This is a genomic window from Actinomadura sp. NPDC023710 (genome assembly GCF_040639875.1).
GTDB classification, from domain to species: Bacteria; Actinomycetota; Actinomycetes; order Streptosporangiales; family Streptosporangiaceae; genus Spirillospora; species Spirillospora citrea.
In genome coordinates, this window is the sequence record NZ_JBFAGB010000026.1 from 81127 (window position 1) to 98127 (window position 17001).

18 protein-coding genes are annotated in these 17001 nt (G+C 73.3%); 16 read left to right on the forward strand and 2 right to left on the reverse strand.

The window, feature by feature from the left end; all coding sequences use genetic code 11:
• Positions 1–120 precede the first annotated feature (120 nt).
• Positions 121–1089 (reverse strand): prolyl aminopeptidase, encoded by a 969-nt coding sequence (gene pip, locus AB0H37_RS27815; protein WP_360616262.1) that lies wholly within the window; start codon positions 1087–1089, stop codon positions 121–123.
• A 373-nt stretch (positions 1090–1462) separates the two neighbouring features.
• Between pip and AB0H37_RS27820 the strand changes: the two genes are divergently transcribed.
• The 15 genes from AB0H37_RS27820 (at position 1463) to AB0H37_RS27890 (ending at position 15174) form a co-directional block, all read left to right on the forward strand.
• A complete protein-coding gene (locus AB0H37_RS27820; RefSeq protein WP_179833981.1) occupies positions 1463–3214 on the forward strand; it encodes a hypothetical protein in 1752 nt (583 codons plus the stop codon).
• A gap of 27 nt (positions 3215–3241) precedes the next feature.
• Positions 3242–3427: a hypothetical protein gene (locus AB0H37_RS27825; protein WP_360616264.1), complete on the forward strand. Its 186-nt coding sequence runs from the start codon at positions 3242–3244 to the stop codon at positions 3425–3427.
• 199 nt (positions 3428–3626) lie between these two features.
• A complete protein-coding gene (locus tag AB0H37_RS27830; RefSeq protein ID WP_179833982.1) occupies positions 3627–5321 on the forward strand; it encodes a CTP synthase in 1695 nt (564 codons plus the stop codon).
• Positions 5318–5962 carry an NUDIX hydrolase gene (locus tag AB0H37_RS27835; RefSeq protein WP_329092926.1) on the forward strand — a complete coding sequence of 215 codons (645 nt, stop codon included), beginning with the start codon at positions 5318–5320 and terminating at the stop codon, positions 5960–5962. Before AB0H37_RS27830 ends, AB0H37_RS27835 begins: the two co-directional genes overlap by 4 nt.
• 36 nt (positions 5963–5998) lie before the next feature.
• The gene (locus tag AB0H37_RS27840; RefSeq protein WP_360616267.1) at positions 5999–7036 is read left to right on the forward strand and encodes a site-specific tyrosine recombinase XerD; all 1038 of its coding nucleotides are present in this window, start codon (positions 5999–6001) and stop codon (positions 7034–7036) included.
• Between the two features lie 206 nt (positions 7037–7242).
• A complete protein-coding gene (locus tag AB0H37_RS27845; protein WP_229809947.1) occupies positions 7243–8109 on the forward strand; it encodes a ParA family protein in 867 nt (288 codons plus the stop codon).
• Between the two features lie 36 nt (positions 8110–8145).
• Positions 8146–8778: a hypothetical protein gene (locus AB0H37_RS27850; protein ID WP_360616269.1), complete on the forward strand. Its 633-nt coding sequence runs from the start codon at positions 8146–8148 to the stop codon at positions 8776–8778.
• A gap of 121 nt (positions 8779–8899) precedes the next feature.
• Entirely contained in the window at positions 8900–9790 is an 891-nt protein-coding gene (locus tag AB0H37_RS27855) for a segregation/condensation protein A (protein ID WP_360616314.1), read from the forward strand.
• Positions 9783–10358: an SMC-Scp complex subunit ScpB gene (gene scpB, locus AB0H37_RS27860; RefSeq protein WP_329092921.1), complete on the forward strand. Its 576-nt coding sequence runs from the start codon at positions 9783–9785 to the stop codon at positions 10356–10358. The genes AB0H37_RS27855 and scpB overlap by 8 nt, the downstream gene beginning before the upstream one ends.
• The gene (locus AB0H37_RS27865; RefSeq protein WP_360616272.1) at positions 10355–11086 is read left to right on the forward strand and encodes a pseudouridine synthase; all 732 of its coding nucleotides are present in this window, start codon (positions 10355–10357) and stop codon (positions 11084–11086) included. Before scpB ends, AB0H37_RS27865 begins: the two co-directional genes overlap by 4 nt.
• Positions 11087–11124: 38 nt before the next feature.
• Positions 11125–11487 carry a chorismate mutase gene (aroH, locus tag AB0H37_RS27870; RefSeq protein ID WP_089312198.1) on the forward strand — a complete coding sequence of 121 codons (363 nt, stop codon included), beginning with the start codon at positions 11125–11127 and terminating at the stop codon, positions 11485–11487.
• Between the two features lie 10 nt (positions 11488–11497).
• Entirely contained in the window at positions 11498–12589 is a 1092-nt protein-coding gene (locus AB0H37_RS27875) for a prephenate dehydrogenase (protein ID WP_229809927.1), read from the forward strand.
• A 120-nt stretch (positions 12590–12709) separates the two neighbouring features.
• Positions 12710–13372: a (d)CMP kinase gene (gene cmk / locus AB0H37_RS27880; RefSeq protein WP_360616275.1), complete on the forward strand. Its 663-nt coding sequence runs from the start codon at positions 12710–12712 to the stop codon at positions 13370–13372.
• 37 nt (positions 13373–13409) lie between these two features.
• Positions 13410–14795 carry a ribosome biogenesis GTPase Der gene (gene der / locus AB0H37_RS27885; RefSeq protein ID WP_179833990.1) on the forward strand — a complete coding sequence of 462 codons (1386 nt, stop codon included), beginning with the start codon at positions 13410–13412 and terminating at the stop codon, positions 14793–14795.
• A 175-nt stretch (positions 14796–14970) separates the two neighbouring features.
• Positions 14971–15174, forward strand: coding sequence for a hypothetical protein (locus tag AB0H37_RS27890; RefSeq protein ID WP_089312195.1), 204 nt, complete (start codon positions 14971–14973; stop codon positions 15172–15174).
• On the opposite strand, the gene AB0H37_RS27895 is transcribed toward AB0H37_RS27890, so the two are convergent.
• Entirely contained in the window at positions 15171–15779 is a 609-nt protein-coding gene (locus tag AB0H37_RS27895; RefSeq protein WP_329092910.1) for a hypothetical protein, read from the reverse strand. The genes AB0H37_RS27890 and AB0H37_RS27895 overlap by 4 nt on opposite strands.
• A 91-nt stretch (positions 15780–15870) precedes the next feature.
• On the opposite strand from AB0H37_RS27895, the gene AB0H37_RS27900 reads away from it, so the two are divergent.
• Positions 15871–17001, forward strand: coding sequence for a nucleoside 2-deoxyribosyltransferase domain-containing protein (locus AB0H37_RS27900; RefSeq protein WP_360616278.1), 1131 nt, complete (start codon positions 15871–15873; stop codon positions 16999–17001).

Genomic DNA, 17001 nt, shown 5'->3' on the forward strand with positions numbered 1-17001 from the left:
GGCAAGGAAACCGGACCCCGGCCCGGTTGCGGGCATGCCGAAGCTCGTTATTGGTGAGGCCGATTCAGATCCGGCCCTCCGTCGTCCGATGACGTAATGTTATCAAGCGATGGCGAAGGGTCACATCTTCCCGGCGAACCGGTCGGTCGCCTCGATCAGGCGGTGCAGGATCCCCGGCTCGCTGTAGGCGTGCCCCGCGTCGTCGACGATGTGGAAGTCCGCCTCGGGCCACGCGCGGTGCAGGTCCCACGCCGTCGCGGCCGGCGTGCACACGTCGTAGCGGCCCTGCACGATCACGGCGGGGATGTGGCGGATCCTGTCCACGTCCCGAATCAGCTGGTCCTCCTCGAGGAACCCCTCGTTGCTGAAGTAGTGGTTCTCGATGCGGGCGAACGCCACCGCGTACTCCGGCTCGCCGAAGGCGTCGGCCATCTCCGGGTCCGGCCGCAGCGTGAGCGTCGAGCCCTCCCACGTCGCCCACGCCTTCGCGGCCGCGATCCGCACCTGCGGGTCCGGCGAGTCGAGCCGCTCGCGGAACGCGGAGATGAGGTCCTCGCGCTCGTCCTCGGGGATCGGCTCGACGTACTTCTCCCACAGATCGGGGAACAGCAACGACGCGCCCTCTTGGTAGAACCAGTACAGCTCGAACGGCCGCAGGGTGAAGATGCCGCGCAGCACCAGCTCGGTCACCCGGTCGGGGTGCGTCTGCGCGTACGCCAGCGACAGGGCGCTGCCCCAGCTCCCGCCGAACACCAGCCAGCGCTCGATGCCGAGGTGCTCGCGGAGCCGTTCCATGTCGGCGACCAGGTTCCAGGTGGTGTTGTTCTCCAGCGACACCTCCGGGTCCTTCGCGTGCGGCAGGCTGCGACCGCAGTTGCGCTGGTCGAACAGGACGATCCGGTACGCCTCGGGGTCGAACTGCCGGCGGTGCGCCGGACTGCACCCGCCGCCCGGCCCGCCGTGCAGCATCACCGCGGGCTTGCCGTCAGGGTTCCCGCAGACCTCCCAGTAGATACGGTTTCCGTCGCCGACGTCGAGCAGCCCGGAGTCGTAGGGCTCGATCGGCGGGTACAGCGTGCGAAGCTCCATGGGGCGCGATTGTTCCACCCGGCCCGGGCCGCGGCCGGATGTGACCCACGGCACCTCGCGGACGGGTCGCGCGGACGGCGATCAGGCGTCCGGCGTGCGCGAACGCCGGGCGGGTGTCGAGAAGGCAAACCCCAAACTGGGCAAACGTTCCGCTGGTCGGGACTAGAGTGCTCCTAGTGAGCGAAGCGAGGAGCCACAGGGCCGGCAGCGGAGCGAGCGAGATGTGCACAACGACCCCCGCGAACGCGGCCGCGCGCCGCCGGGCGAGGAGACACGTGAGCGAAGTGACGAGCCGTCGGGCCGGGAACGCTGCGAGCAGGGCGAGCGGCATGCCGCCGGTCGGCCCGCTCCCGTCCGGGAGGCGAGGAGACCGGTGAGCGAGCTGAACGGATCCGGCGGTTCCCGAGGAGTCCCCGACGCGGCGACTCCCTGGCCCGCCATGGGACGCGACCCGGGGGGCGCGCAGCAGGCGCTGCCGTCCGCCCAGCAGCCCATCCAGATGTCCAAGCCAGGGCAGCCCGCGCAGGCCGGCCAGCCCGCGCAGCCGGGCCGGCACGGGCAGACGGGGGAGATCGTGCGCCCCGACGTCGAGCAGGGCGAGGCCCAGCCCTGGGACATCGTCGAGCGGCTCCGCCAGATGGCCGACCTCATCGGTGACGCGCTCGCCGCCGGGGAGCGCAAGGTCAACGAGGCGCAGACCGAGACGGCGACGCAGATCGCGGCCGTGCAGGCGGAGAAGGAGTCGGCGCAGCGCGACGCGGCCGCCGCCTGGGGCGAGGTGCAGCGCGCCCGCGGCCAGGCCGAGCAGGCCGACCGCCGCGCCGTGGAGGCCGAGCGCCGCGTCACCGAGGCCCAGAACGAGACCGCGGCGCAGATCGCGGCCGTGCAGGCGGAGAAGGAGTCGGCGCAGCGCGACGCGGCCGCCGCCTGGGGCGAGGTGCAGCGCGCCCGCGGCCAGGCCGAGCAGGCCGACCGCCGCGCCGTGGAGGCCGAGCGCCAGGTCGCCGACGCCGAGCGCCGCGCCGCCGAGGTGCAGAACGAGGCCGTCACGCAGATCGCGGCGCTCCAGACCGAGAAGGAGAACGCCCAGCGCGACGCGGCCGCCGCCTGGAACCAGGCCCAGCAGGGCCGCGTCCAGGCCGACCAGGCCCGCGGCCAGGCCGAGCAGGCGCGCGTCCAGGCCGACCAGGCGCGCGCGCAGGTCGAGCAGGCCCGCGCGCAGATGGAGCAGTTGCAGGCCCAGGCCGAGCAGGCCGAGCGGCGCGTCGCCGAGGCCGAGGCGACCGTCCGACAGGCGATCCAGCAGCGCGACGCCATGAGCGAGGCCCGCGACGACGCCCTGCGCGCCGTCGAGGACGCCGTCGGCGGCCGCCGCTCCGCCGAGACCGAGCGCGACCGCGTCGCCGAGCAGGCCGGGGAGCTGTCGCGCGCGCTGGAGACCGCGCACGCCGAGCTGTCGGCGCTGCGCGCCAAGGTCACCGACGCCGAGATGAGCGCGCAGAACCTGCAGCACGCCGTCGTCGCGGCGGGCAAGGAGGCCGACGAGTCCCGGCGCCGCGCCGAGGTCGCCGAGCGCCGCGCGCAGGAGAACGAGCGCCGCGCGCAGGAGGCCGAACGGCGGGTGCAGGACGCCGAGCGCCGCGCCCAGGAGGCGGCCGGGCGGGCCGACGCCGCCGAGAGCGAGCGGCAGCAGGCGCTCGACACGGCCGCCCATTCCCTGGAGGCCGCCAAGAAGGCCGAGCGGGAGCGCGACGGCAACGCCAAGGCGCGGGAGGCGGCCGAGCGGGCCCGGGAGGGTGCCGTCCAGGCGCAGGCGCGCGCCGAGTCCGAGCTGACCCTGGCCCGAGGCCGCGCCGACCAGGCCGGGCGCGAGCGCGACCAGACCGTCGCGGCGATGAGGCAGCTGGCCGCCGAGCGCGACGCCGTCGCCGAGAAGCTGGCCGAGCGCGACCAGTGGGTCGACCAGCTCGCGCAGGCCGTCACCGAGCAGCGCGCGCAGATCGCCGAGCTGTCCCAGGAGCGCGACGCGGCCCGCCAGGCCGCCGACCAGGCCCGCTCCCTGATCGACGAGCTGACCAGGCAACTCCGCACCATCATGCCCACGGCCGCCACCCCCCGCCTGTAACCCGAGGCCCACCCGCACTACCACCCGGTGACCCCCACCACCGCCCGCGAGCCACCAGCCATGACGGCCGCGCCGGCGGTTGTGACGGGCGCCAGCGGACCGGGGGATCACGCCGCCGGGCACGGCTACGCGTCGACGGCCGTGGCGGGCGGCGCCGACCGGTGGGGCCATCGCGCCGACACCGGCCCGCGCCGCGACCACGCGACGACCTGAGGGTCGCGATCGCGTCCGAAGGCAGGTTCGAGCGAAGCGAGAACCTGATCGCGCAGCGAGCCGGAGCGATGCCAGCGATCGCCGCGTTTCTCGACGATGGAGGCCCCCCGGGGGCCGAAGGAGGAGAGAAATGCAATAAGCTAGAACCCCGTGGACAGTGCGGTACCGTCCGCCTCGCAACGACCACGGGAGCGCCTTCTTGCCTTCGGCTACCACTGGTAGGTCACGTCCTACCAAGCATCTCTTCGTCACCGGCGGTGTCGCCTCAAGCCTCGGCAAGGGTCTGACGGCGTCCAGCCTCGGGCGGCTTCTCGCCCTCCGTGGCCTCCGGGTCACCATGCAGAAGCTCGACCCCTACCTCAACGTCGACCCCGGCACGATGAACCCGTTCCAGCACGGCGAGGTCTTCGTCACCGACGACGGCGCCGAGACCGACCTGGACATCGGGCACTACGAGCGGTTCCTCGACACCGAACTGCACGGGTCGGCGAACGTCACCACCGGGCAGGTCTACTCCAACGTGATCGCCAGGGAGCGGCGCGGGGAGTACCTCGGCGACACCGTGCAGGTGATCCCGCACATCACCAACGAGATCAAGGACCGGATCCGCGGGATGGCCGACGACGGCGACGTCGACATCGTCATCACCGAGGTGGGCGGGACGGTCGGCGACATCGAGTCGCTGCCGTTCCTGGAGTCGGTCCGGCAGATCCGGCACGAGATCGGCCGGGAGAACTGCTTCTTCCTGCACGTGTCGCTGCTGCCCTACATCGGCCCGTCGGGCGAGCTGAAGACCAAGCCGACGCAGCACTCGGTCGCCGCGCTGCGCTCCATCGGCATCCAGCCCGACGCGATCGTGTGCCGGTCGGACCGGCCGATCACCGACGGGCTCAAGCACAAGATCAGCCTGATGTGCGACGTGGACCGCGAGGCCGTGGTGTCCGCGGTGGACGCCGCCAGCATCTACGACATCCCGAAGGTGCTGCACTCCGAGGGCCTGGACGCCTACGTGGTGCGCCGGCTGGACCTGCCGTTCCGCGACGTCGACTGGGGCGCCTGGGACGAGCTGCTGCGCCGCGTCCACAAGCCCGCCCGCGAGGTCACGATCGCGCTGGTCGGCAAGTACATCGACCTGCCCGACGCGTACCTGTCGGTCACCGAGGCGCTGCGGCACGGCGGGTTCGGCAACGACGCCAAGGTGCACATCCGCTGGGTGAAGAGCGACGACTGCGAGACGCCCGAGGGCGCCAAGCGGGAGCTGGACGGCGTCGACGGCGTCCTCGTCCCCGGCGGGTTCGGCGTCCGCGGCATCGAGGGCAAGCTCGGCGCCATCCGGTACGTCCGCGAGAACCGCGTCCCGCTGCTCGGCATCTGCCTCGGGCTGCAGTGCATGGTCATCGAGGCCGCGCGGACCCTCGGGGAGCTCGCCGACGCCGGCAGCTCCGAGTTCGACGCCACCACCGCCCACCCCGTCGTCGCCACCATGGCCGACCAGCTCGACGTCGTCGCCGGGGAGCGCGACATGGGCGGCACGATGCGGCTCGGCCTCTACCCGGCCGACCTGGCCGACGGGTCGGTCGTCCGGGAGCTGTACGGGGAGGCGAAGGTGTCCGAGCGGCACCGGCACCGCTACGAGGTCAACAACTCCTACCGCGACCGGCTGGAGCAGGCCGGGCTGCGGTTCTCGGGCCTGTCGCCCGACGGCCGCCTGGTCGAGTACGTGGAGCTGCCCCGCGAGCAGCACCCGTTCTTCGTCGGGACCCAGGCGCATCCGGAGTTCCGGTCCCGCCCGACCCGCCCGCACCCGCTGTTCACCGGCCTCGTGTCCGCCGCCCTCGACTACGCCGAGGCGCGCGCGGGCGAGGGCGGCACGGGGACCGTGACCGCCTCATGAGCGGCGAGGAGCCGGGCCCGGGCGACGTCCGCGACAGTCCCGACCGCTGGAAGGTCGTGGAGTCCTCCACGGTCTACCGGGGGCGCGTCTTCAACGTCCGCAGCGACCGGGTCGAGATGCCGCGCGGCGAGACCACCGAGGCCGTCGCCCGCGACGTGATCGAGCACACCGGCTCGGTCGGCGTGATCGCCGTCGATGACCGCGACCGGGTGCTGCTGCTGCGGCAGTACCGGCACCCCGTGGCGCGGCAGCTGTGGGAGGCGCCCGCCGGGCTGCGGGACGTGGAGGGCGAGCCCCTGCACAAGCTCGCCGAACGCGAGCTGCTGGAGGAGGCCGGGTACCGCGCCGAACGCTGGGACACCCTGCTCGACGTGTTCCCGTCGCCCGGCATGGCCGACGAACGCATCCGGATCTTCCTGGCGCGCGGTCTCACCGAGGTCCCGGCCGACCAGATCGACTTCGAGCGCGTCCACGAGGAGGCCGACATGCCGGTCGTGTGGGTGCCGCTGGAGGAGGCGGTCCGCAAGGTGTTCGCCGGTGACCTGCACAACATGATCGCGTGCATGGGGATCCTCGCGGTGCGCGCCGCCCGAGACTCGGGCTTCGCGGACCTGCGCCCCGTCGACGCGCCGGAGGGCTGAGCCGGATGAGGTCCCCCTCCGGTCGCCGGAGGGGGCATGATGGGCGGGTCCCCGGAGCCCACGGCCGGAAGAGGTGCCGCCCTGTCCCCGAGCCCGTCCTCCCGGAGCACCGCGCGGCGCCCCGCACGCGACGGCGGCGCGGGGTCCGCGCTCGACTCGGCCGTGCGCGCCTACCTGGGGCACCTGGCCGTCGAGCGGGGCCTGGCCGCCAACACGCTCAGCTCCTACCGCCGCGACCTGCGCCGCTACGCGCAGGTGCAGGCGGGGCGGGGGCGGGAGGAGGTCGGGGAGGTCTCCGAGGAGGACGTCCGCGCGTTCCTGGTGGGGCTGCGCGAGGGCGACGAGGACCACCCGCCGCTGTCGGCGGGCTCGGCGGCGCGGGCGCTCGTGGCGGTCCGGGGGCTGCACCGGTTCGCGCTGCGCGAGGGTCTCGCCGCCGGCGACCCCGCCCACGACGTCAAGCCCCCCACACCGCCGCGCCGGCTGCCGAAGGCGATCTCGCTGGAGGACGTCGAACGGCTGCTGGCCGCGGCCGCCGGGCCGTCCGGCGATCCCGGCACCGCGCGCGGCCTGCGCGACCGCGCGCTGCTGGAGCTGCTCTACGGGTCGGGCGCGCGCATCTCCGAGGCCGTCGGCCTGGACGTCGACGACCTCGACCTGCGGGACGGGTTCGCCCGTGTCGCCGGCAAGGGGGGCAAGGCCCGGGTCGTGCCCATGGGCGACTACGCCCGCGAGGCCGTGGACGCCTACCTGGTGCGGGCCCGCCCCGAGCTGGCCGGCGCCGGGCGGGGCGGCCCGGCGCTGTTCCTGAACGCGCGCGGCGGCCGGCTGTCGCGGCAGGGCGCTTGGATGGTGCTGCGCGCCGCCGCCGACCGGGCGCACCTGTCGGAGGTGTCCCCCCACACGCTGCGGCACTCGTTCGCCACCCACCTGCTGGACGGGGGAGCCGACGTCCGCGTCGTCCAGGAGCTGCTGGGGCACGCCTCGGTCACCACCACGCAGGTGTACACGCTCGTCACCGTCCAGCTGCTGCGCGAGGTCTACGCGACCTCGCACCCGCGGGCGCGAAACTGACCACCCGCCGGAGGCGGCGGACACGCACGAAGGGACGAATCGGGTCATCCGCCACATTGACAAATCGCGACGTTCGTTGCGCGTCGGCTTGAGCGACGGGGTTGACGGGCCTAGAGTCCCCGTTCTGGATGGCATTTCCGGGCCGCCGGGGAGGGATCTGGGTGACCAGCACTAACGGTGCGGATGGAGTCCTTTCCTCCGCCACCATAGAGACCGATCCGAGCCGTGCCCTCGGGCCCACGCAGCGACCCGTCCCGGTGTTCCCGGAGCCGGAGCCGCTGGCCGAACACGGGCCCGCACGGATCGTGGCCGTCTGCAACCAGAAGGGCGGCGTCGGCAAGACCACCACGACGATCAACCTGGGCGCCGCGCTCGCCGAGTACGGCCGTCGGATCCTGCTCGTCGACTTCGACCCGCAGGGCGCCCTCTCGGTGGGCCTCGGCAAGGGCGACCCGCGCCAGCTCGAAGTGACGATCCACAACCTGCTGCTCGAACGCGACACCGAGTGGGAGGACATCGTCATCGAGACCGGCGTCGACGGGATGGACCTGCTGCCGAGCAACATCGACCTGTCCGGCGCCGAGGTCCAGCTCGTCCACGAGGTCGGCCGCGAGTACATCCTTCAGGGCGCGCTGAAGTCGGCCGTCGACCACTACGACTACATCCTCATCGACTGCCAGCCCTCGCTCGGCCTGCTCACCGTGAACGCGCTGGCCGCCAGCGAGGGCGTGCTGATCCCGCTGGAGTGCGAGTACTTCGCGATGCGCGGGGTCGCGCTGCTGATGGAGACGATCGAGAAGGTGCAGGGCCGGATCAACCCGGGCCTGGTCATCGACGGGGTCCTCGGCACCATGTACGACTCGCGGACGCTGCACACCCGTGAGGTCCTCGGGCGCATCGTCGAGGCGTTCGGCGAGAAGGTGTTCCACACCGTGATCAACCGCACGGTGCGGTTCCCCGACGCGACCGTCGCGGGGGAGCCGATCACCTTCTTCGATCCCAACTCGATGGGCGCGAACGCCTACCGCAGCCTGGCCCGGGAGGTCCTCATCAGATGGGCGGAGTTCGAGTGAGGCCGCGCGGCGGCCCCTGACCCGACGGAGCACATCATGGGCCACCCCCCGCCCATCCCGTACGGCACGCCACCCGGCGCCCTGCCGCCGCCCCCGCCCGCCCGGGGGGCGGGCCCGCTGGTCATCGTGCTGGTCGCCGTGGCCGTTGCGGCGCTGGTCGCGGTCGGCGGCCTCGGGGCCTATCTGGTCCTGCGCGACGACGACTCCTCGGCCGCCGCCTCGTCCGGCCCGGTCGACCTGCGCGTACCGCTGACGTTCGGGCTCGTGGCGAGCGTGTCCGCCCCGCCGTGCACGGGCGGCTCCGTCACCGTCACCGGCGCCTCCGAGTGCTACACGCTCGGTTCGGACACCTTGGCGGTGCGGCGGCTGGAGGAGGTCAAGGCCGTCCCGCCCGACCCGGCGCGCGGCAGCCCCGGCTGGTCCGTCACGCTGACGCTGACCTCGGCGGACACGCCCGGTTTCGCCGCGCTGACCCGCAAGGCCGCCGACGCCTTCGCCGCCCGGACGCCCGGCGGGCGGATGGCGATGCTCGTCGGCGGGACCCTCGTGTCGGAGCCCGCGCAGGTGATGCGGGCCATCACCGGCGGCCAGGTAGAGATCAACGGGCCCGCCGACAGGTTCACCCGCGCCTACACCGAGAACCTCGTGCACCGGATGATCGGGAAGTAGCGGCGCGGCCGGGCGCCCCGTCACCGCCGGTGATCGCGGCTGGTGCGAGCGCGTACCGGGGCATGGGACGATGGGGCCGGTGAGCACAGCGCACGAGGAGCTCTCCGCTACCGTGAGCGACGTGGACGCGACGTCGCCCGAGCCGGGGCGGGAGACCGAGGAGGAGCAGGGGTTCCGCGTCCGCCTGGACAACTTCGAGGGCCCCTTCGACCTGCTGCTCGGGCTGATCTCCAAGCACAAGCTCGACATCACCGAGGTGTCGCTGCACAAGGTCACCGACGACTTCATCGCCCACATCCGCTCGCACGGCTCGGAGTGGGACCTCGACCAGGCCAGCCACTTCCTGCTGGTCGCCGCGACCCTGCTGGACCTCAAGGCCGCCCGGCTGCTGCCGTCCGGCGAGGTCGACGACGAGGAGGACCTGGCGCTGCTGGAGGCCCGCGACCTGCTGTTCGCGCGGCTGCTGCAGTACCGGGCGTACAAGGAGGTCGCGCGGGTGATCGCCGCTCGCGTCGACGACGCGAGCCGCAGGTTCCCGCGCGTGGTCCCGATGGAGCCGAAGTTCGCCAACCTGCTGCCGGAGGTGCTGCTCGGCCTCGGCCCGCAGGAGTTCGCCCGGCTCGCCGCCAAGGCGCTCACGCCGAAGGCGCCGCCGTCGGTCTCGGTCGAGCACATGTACCAGCCGAAGGCCAGCGTCAAGGAGCAGGCCGCGATCGTCGTGGAGCGGCTCCGCCGGCTCCGCCGGACCACCTTCCGCGTCCTGGCGGCCGACGCGGAGGGCACCTACGAGGTGGTCGCCCGGTTCCTGGCGCTGCTGGAGCTGTACCGGGAGCAGGCCGTCACGTTCGAGCAGCACGAGCCCCTCGGCGAGCTCCACATCACCTGGACCGGCGCCGACGACGGCGACGTGGAGGTCGGCGACGACTACGAGGGCGCCCCGAAGAAGGACCCGGCCGAGGGCGCCGCCGGACCCGACGAGAAGAGCCGGAAGGACGAGGGAGACGATGAGTGAGGAACCCGGCGCGGACGCGCCGGAGCTCCCGGGGCTGCGCGCCTCGATCGAGGCGATCCTGCTCGTGGTGGACGAGCCGGTCACCGAGATGACGCTCGCGCAGCTGCTGGAGAGGCCCCGCGGCGAGGTCGCCGGGACGCTGCGGGAGCTGGCCGCGGAATACACCGAGCAGGGCCGGGGGTTCGATCTCAGGGAGGTCGCCGGCGGCTGGCGGTTCTACACCCGGGACGTCTGCGCCCCGGTGGTGGAGCGGTTCGTCACCGACGGGCAGCAGGCGCGGCTGACCCAGGCCGCGCTGGAGACGCTCGCCGTCGTCGCCTACCGGCAGCCGGTGAGCCGGGCCCGTGTGTCGGCGATCCGCGGCGTCAACAGCGACGGCGTCATGCGGACGCTGACGCTGCGCGGCCTGGTCGAGGACGCCGGGCAGGACCCGGAGTCGCAGGCCCACCTCTACCGGACCACCGGGTACTTCCTGGAGCGGCTGGGGCTGCGCGACCTCGACGAGCTGCCCGAGCTCGCCCCCTACCTTCCCGATGACCTTCCAGACGACATAGTTGAGGACGCGTGAGCGAGAACGAGGGCGTACGCCTGCAGAAGGTCCTGGCCGAGGCCGGGATCGGCAGCCGCCGCCACTGCGAGGAGCTGATCGGCGAGGGCCGCGTCACCGTCAACGGGCACAAGGTGTTCCGGTTCGGTGAGCGCGTCGACCCGCGGAGCGCCGTCATCCACGTGGACGGCAAGCGGGTCGAGACCCGGTCCGAGATGCGCTACTACGCCATCAACAAGCCGCGCGGCGTGGTGTCGACGATGGCGGACGAGCGGGGCCGCAAGTCCCTGGCCGACTACGTGGAGGTGCCCGAGCGGCTGTTCCACGTCGGGCGGCTGGACACCGACACCGAGGGCCTGATCCTGCTCACCAACGACGGCGAGCTGTCGCACCGGCTGACCCACCCCTCCTACGGGGTGTTCAAGACCTATCTGGCGGAGATCCACGGCCCGATCCCGCGCGACCTCGGCAAGCGGCTCAGGGCCGGGGTCACCCTGGACGACGGTCCCGCGAAGGCCGACAAGTTCCGCATCTTCGACCAGGTCGGCAGGCGCGTGCTGGTCGAGATCACCCTGCACGAGGGGCGCAAGCACATCGTCCGGCGGCTGCTGAAGGAGGTCGGCTTCCCCGTCCAGCAGCTCGCCCGCATCGAGTTCGGGCCGATCAAGCTGGGCCAGCTGAAGCCCGGCGGCATGCGCGCGCTCACCGTCAACGAGGTCGGCGAGCTGTACAAGGCCGTCGGGCTGTAGAGGCACCGGGACACCGGACGCGAAGGGAAGGTACGACTGTGGCGGTACGCGCGGTCCGTGGCGCGACGCAGATCGACGCCGACGACCGGGACCAGATCCTGGAGGCGACGACCGAGCTCGTCACCGAGGTGATGGCCCGCAACGAGCTGACCACCGACGACGTCATCAGCGTCGTCTTCACGGTGACGCCCGACCTGACGGCCGAGTTCCCGGCGCTCGCCGCCCGCAAGCTCGGGTTCCACGAGGTGCCGCTGCTGTGCGCCACCGAGATCGGCGTCCCCGGCGCACTGCCGCGGGTCATCCGGCTGATGGCGCACATCGCGACGGACCGTCCTCGCTCCGACGTCCAGCACGTGTACCTGCGCGGCGCGACGGCGCTCCGGCTGGACATCGCACAGTAGGGTTTCGGACGTGAGCGAGGACGTGGTGGCGCGGCGGATCGTCGTGGTCGGGACGGGCCTGATCGGGACGTCGATCGCCCTGGCGATGCGGGAGCGCGGCGCCGAGGTGCTGCTGACCGACCGGGACTCGGCGGCCCTGGCCCTGGCCGTGGAGCTGGGCGCGGGCGAGGCGCTGCCGGACGGGGCGCGGCGGGAGCCCGCCGACCTGGCGGTCCTCGCGGTGCCGCCGGCGGCGGTGGCGGTGACGCTGCTGGACGCGCAGAAGCGCGGCCTGGCGACCGCCTACACCGACGTGGCCAGCGTGAAGGCGCTGCCGCTGGCGCAGGCGGCCGAGCTGGGCTGCGACCTGACGACGTTCGTGGCGGGCCATCCCCTCGCCGGGAGCGAGCGGTCCGGGCCGAGCGCGGCGCGGCCCGACCTGTTCCTCGGCCGCCCGTGGGCGCTGTGCGCGACCCCGGAGGCGACGCCGGAGACGGTCGAGGTCGTCACCGGGCTGGTGAAGGCGTGCGGCGCGATGCCGGTGCGGGTGGGCGCCGCCGAGCACGACCGGGCCGTCGCGCTGGTGTCCCACGCCCCGCACGTGGTGTCGGCCGCGGTCGCCGCCCGCCTGACCGGCGCCGACGACGTGGCGCTCGGCCTGTCCGGGCAGGGCGTGCGGGACGTCACCCGGATCGCGGCGAGCGATCCCCGGCTGTGGATCGGGATCCTGTCGGCCAACTCCGCGCCCGTCGCCGACGTGCTGGAGGCCGTCGCCACCGATCTCGCCGTGGCGGCGTCGCTGCTGCGCGACGGCAGCGAGGAGGCCGCCACGCATGTCGCCGACCTGCTGCTGCGCGGGAACGCGGGCCGGTCCCGCATCCCCGGCAAGCACGGCGGCGACCAGCCCGCCTACGCGACGGTCCAGGTGGTCATCCCCGACCGGCCGGGCGAGCTGGCGATGATCTTCCAGGCGGCGGGGATCGCGCGGGTCAACATCGAGGACGTGACCATCGAGCACTCCCCGGGCCGCCCGCTCGGCGTGCTGGAGCTGTCGGTCGTCCCGGAGGCGGCCGAGCGGCTGGCGCAGGAGCTGCGCGCCCGCGGCTGGTCGGTGCCCGGCTAGGCCGCAGTGGTGCCGGGGGGCCGGTAATCTGGGGCGCCGAAGACTTGTTCCGGGGGACTCCTGCGCACCGGCGCGGCGACGAGCGCCGCCCGCTTCACGACGAACAGAGAGGGAGCGATCGTGCCGCTCGTCATCGCCATGGACGGTCCGTCCGGGTCGGGGAAGTCCAGCGCGTCCAAGGGCGTCGCCCGGACGCTCGGGCTGCGCTACCTGGACACGGGCGCCATGTACCGCGCCATGACGTGGTGGATGCTGGAGAACGGCGTGCCGGTCGAGGACGGCGCCGCCGTCGCGGCCCGCGCACAGGACCCGGTGATCGAGTCCGGCACCGACCCGGCGGCGCCGACGATCATGGTGGACGGGACGGACGTGTCCGCCCCGATCCGCACCCGCGCGGTGACGAACGCGGTCAGCGCCGTCAGCTCCGTTCCGGCGGTGCGCGCCCGGCTGGTGGAACTCCAGCGCGAGATCATCGGGGCCGGCGGGATCGTGGTGGAGGGGCGCGACATCGGGACCGTCGTCGCTCCGGAGGCGCCGGTCAAGGTGTTCCTGACGGCGAGCGCCGAGGCCCGCGCCGCGCGCCGCGCGAAGGACCTGGCCGCCGACCCGGGCGCGTCGGTGACGGTCACGCGGGCCGAGCAGGAGCGGCGGGACCGGCTGGACTCGACGCGCAAGGCGTCGCCGCTGGCCAAGGCGGCGGGCGCGCACGAGATCGACTCGACCGGGCTGAATCTGGACGAGGTCATCGAGGCGGTCGTCCGCCTCGCCAAAGAGCATGAGTGAGCGGGCGGCCTGACGGTCCCCGCCGGGGAATGTGACAGTGAGCGATTTCGAGATCGAAACGGTGGACGCCGTCGAGGACGTCGACCAGGACGCGGGCCCGGCGCCGGTCGTGGCCGTGGTCGGGCGGCCGAACGTCGGCAAGTCCACCCTGGTCAACCGGATCCTCGGCCGCCGCGAGGCCGTCGTGGAGGACGTCCCGGGCGTGACCCGCGACCGGGTCGCCTACGACGCGGCGTGGAGCGGGCGCCGGTTCACCGTCGTCGACACCGGCGGCTGGCTGCCGGACTCCTCCGGCCTGGCCGCGGCGATCGCCGAGCAGGCGCGGCTGGCGGTCGACCTGGCCGACGTGGTGATGTTCGTGGTGGACGCGACCGTGGGCGCCACGGACGTGGACGAGGCCGTGGTGGAGATCCTGCGCCGGTCCGGCAAGCCGGTGGTGCTGGTCGCCAACAAGGTCGACGACGTGGGCGCCGAGTCCGACGCGGCGCTGCTGTGGTCGCTCGGCATCGGTGAGCCGCACCCGGTCAGCGCCCTGCACGGGCGCGGCAGCGGCGACCTGCTCGACGCGGTGCTGGACGCGCTGCCCGAGGAGCCCCCGGCGGAGACGTTCGGCGAGATCGGCGGGCCGCGCCGGGTCGCGCTGCTGGGCCGCCCGAACGTCGGCAAGTCGAGCCTGCTGAACAAGCTGGCGGGGGAGAACCGCGCCGTGGTGGACTCGGTGGCGGGCACGACCCGCGACCCGGTCGACGAGCTGATCGAACTCGGCGGAAAGACGTGGCGGTTCATCGACACCGCCGGGATCCGTCGCCGCCACCGCGAGAACCAGGGCGCCGACTTCTACGCGACGCTGCGCACGCGGTCGGCGCTGGAGCGCGCCGAGGTCGCGGTCGTGCTGGTGGACGCCGACCAGCCGCTCGCCGAGCAGGACCTGAGGATCATCTCCATGGTGGTCGAGTCCGGCCGGTCGCTGGTCATCGCCTACAACAAGTGGGACCTGCTGGACGAGGAGCGCCGCCACTACCTCGAACGCGAGATCGACCGGCAGCTGCACACCGCGCGGTGGGCACCGCGGGCGAACATCTCCGCCCGGACCGGCCGGCACATGGAGAAGCTGGTGCCGGCCATCGAGACGGCCCTGGAGGGCTGGGGCACCCGCGTCCCGACGTCCAAGCTGAACCAGTTCTTCGCCGACCTGGTGAACTCGCATCCGCACCCGGTGCGGGGCGGCAAGCAGCCGCGCGTGCTGTTCGCGACCCAGGCGGGGGTGCGGCCGCCCCGGTTCGTGCTGTTCACGTCGGGCTTCCTGGAGGAGGGCTACCGGCGGTTCATCGAGCGGCGGCTGCGGGAGGAGTTCGGGTTCGACGGGACGCCCCTCGACATCACGATGAAGATCCGCGAAAAGCGCGGCAAGAGCAAGAAGTAGCCGAAATATCACGCGCGCGGCCCGCCGGGGATCTTCCCCGGCGGGCCGCCTCCGTGGCAGGATGCATCTGCGGGATGAGTAAGTCTTCCATTACTCGCTGATCCCGCGACGGACGCGTTCGCACGTCCGGGCGACCGGGTCCCCCCGGCGCCGGGACGCGGTCGAGGGGTGTGACGTGAAGCTCTTGCTGCTCATCGCCGTCGCCGTCGCCTGCGTGGCGCTCAGCTTCGCATGGCGGGAGCCCTGGATCGGCGGCGTCGGACTGCTGGTCGCCTTCGTCGCCATGTTCACCGACCGCGACGATGTGCGGCTCGACGACGAGCGCGGCAGCTACGAGACCACCAAGTCGGTCCGCAACATGCGCCGCCGGGGCCGCTAGCGTTCCCAGCGCGTGTCGCCCGCGACGTGCTGGTCGCCGGTCGGCGGCGGGCCCTGCCCGGGCTGGTTCTCCCGCGCGTAGCGCCCGTAGACGAGCGGTTGCGTGGTGTTCGACCCGGGCGGTTCGGGCTCGGGCTCGTCCGGACGCCGCTCGCGGACGCCGACCACCGCGAACCTGCCGAGCGCGAGCGCGGCCAGGAACACGATCACGACGCCGAGGCCGGTGAAGCCGGCGAGCTGCTCGGCGATATGCCGCCCCTCGCCGGTGCCGAGCGGCGCGCCGACGCCCGGGACGTTCCACAGCGTGGCGAGGATCGGCCCTACGGCGAACCAGGCGCCGGCGAGCGCGGCCAGCCAGCCGCCGAACATCCCGACCACGCGGTTGGCGCTGAACAGCAGGATCAGCCCGCCCAGCGCGGCGGCGGCTCCGGGGGCGATGCTGAGCTGCAGGCGGTCGGTGTTGTAGACCCAGGTGTCGTCCGGCGCGAATCCGTAGTGGAAGTAGGGGCCGACGAGGGGGAGCAGTGCGCCCCACAGCCCCAGCAGGATCAGCAGGATTCCGCTGAGGGCGCCTCGGGTGCGCGGAACTCGCATGGTCCCAGCCATGATCGATTCCTCCTGACCGGGAGTGTGATTCTGTTATCAGCAGCGTTTACCCGTTAGTAGACGGTCCACACGACCCGAAAGGAGGCGCCGTATGGACGACGGCGTCACCCTCGTCCACGCGCGGGAGAGGCCACCGGACCGCTGGGACGCCGCCGTCTTCCTCGCCGGTCCCACGCCCCGGGCGCCCGGGGTCGCCTCGTGGCGGCCGGCCGCCCACGCCGAGCTGCGGGCCCGCTGGCGCGGCGGGGGCCGGCTCGTGGTGTTCGACCCCGAGCACCGGGAGGGCCGCTACGACGACTACGACGGCCAGATCGACTGGGAGGAGCGCTGCCTGCATCTGGCCGACGAGGTCGTCTTCTGGGTCCCGCGCGATCTCGCGACCATGCCCGCCTTCACCACGAACGTGGAATGGGGGATGTGGCACGACAGCGGCCGGGTGGTGTTCGGCGCGCCGCCGGAGGCGCCGAGGAACGGTTACCTGCTGCACTACGCGGAGAAGTCCGCGGTGCCGACGGCTCCCGGCCTGCCGGAGACGGTCGCGGCGGCGCTGCGCCGGATCGGCGCCGGCGCGCCCCGGGCCGGCGGGGAGCGCGAGGTCCCGCTGCTGCTGTGGCGGGACGCGGCGTTCCAGCGCTGGTACGCGGGGCAGCGGGGCGCGGGCAACGTGCTGCTCGGGGCGCGGGTGGTGTTCCGGTTCGGGGTGTGCTGGGGCCTGCACGTCCGGGTCCGCGTGACCGCGGAGGACCGGATCAAGGACAACGAGATCGTCATCGGGCGGCCGGACATCTCGGCCGTGGTGCTGTACCGGCCCGGCGCGACGCTCGACGCGACGCAGGTCGTGCTCGTCCGGGAGTTCCGGAGCGCGGGTGCGGACGGGGCCGTCCACGAGCTGCCGGGCGGCTCCGGGCCGGGCAGCCCTCCCGAGGTCGCGCTGGCGGAGGTCGCCGAGGAGACCGGGCTGGTACTGGTGCCCGCCCGGCTGCGCGAGCACCGCTCCCGGCAGGTGAACGCGACCCTGTCGGCGCACCGCGCGCACCTGTTCTCCGCCGAGGTCACCGCCGGCGAGCTGGAGCGGATCCGGGGATCGGGCCCGCACGGGGTGGCGGCGGACGGCGAGCGCACCTATGTCGTGGTGGCCCCGTTCGGGCGGATCAGACGGGAGGGGCTCGTGGACGCCGCCAACCTCGGGATGATCGCCGAGGCGCTGCTGGAGGCGCGCTGA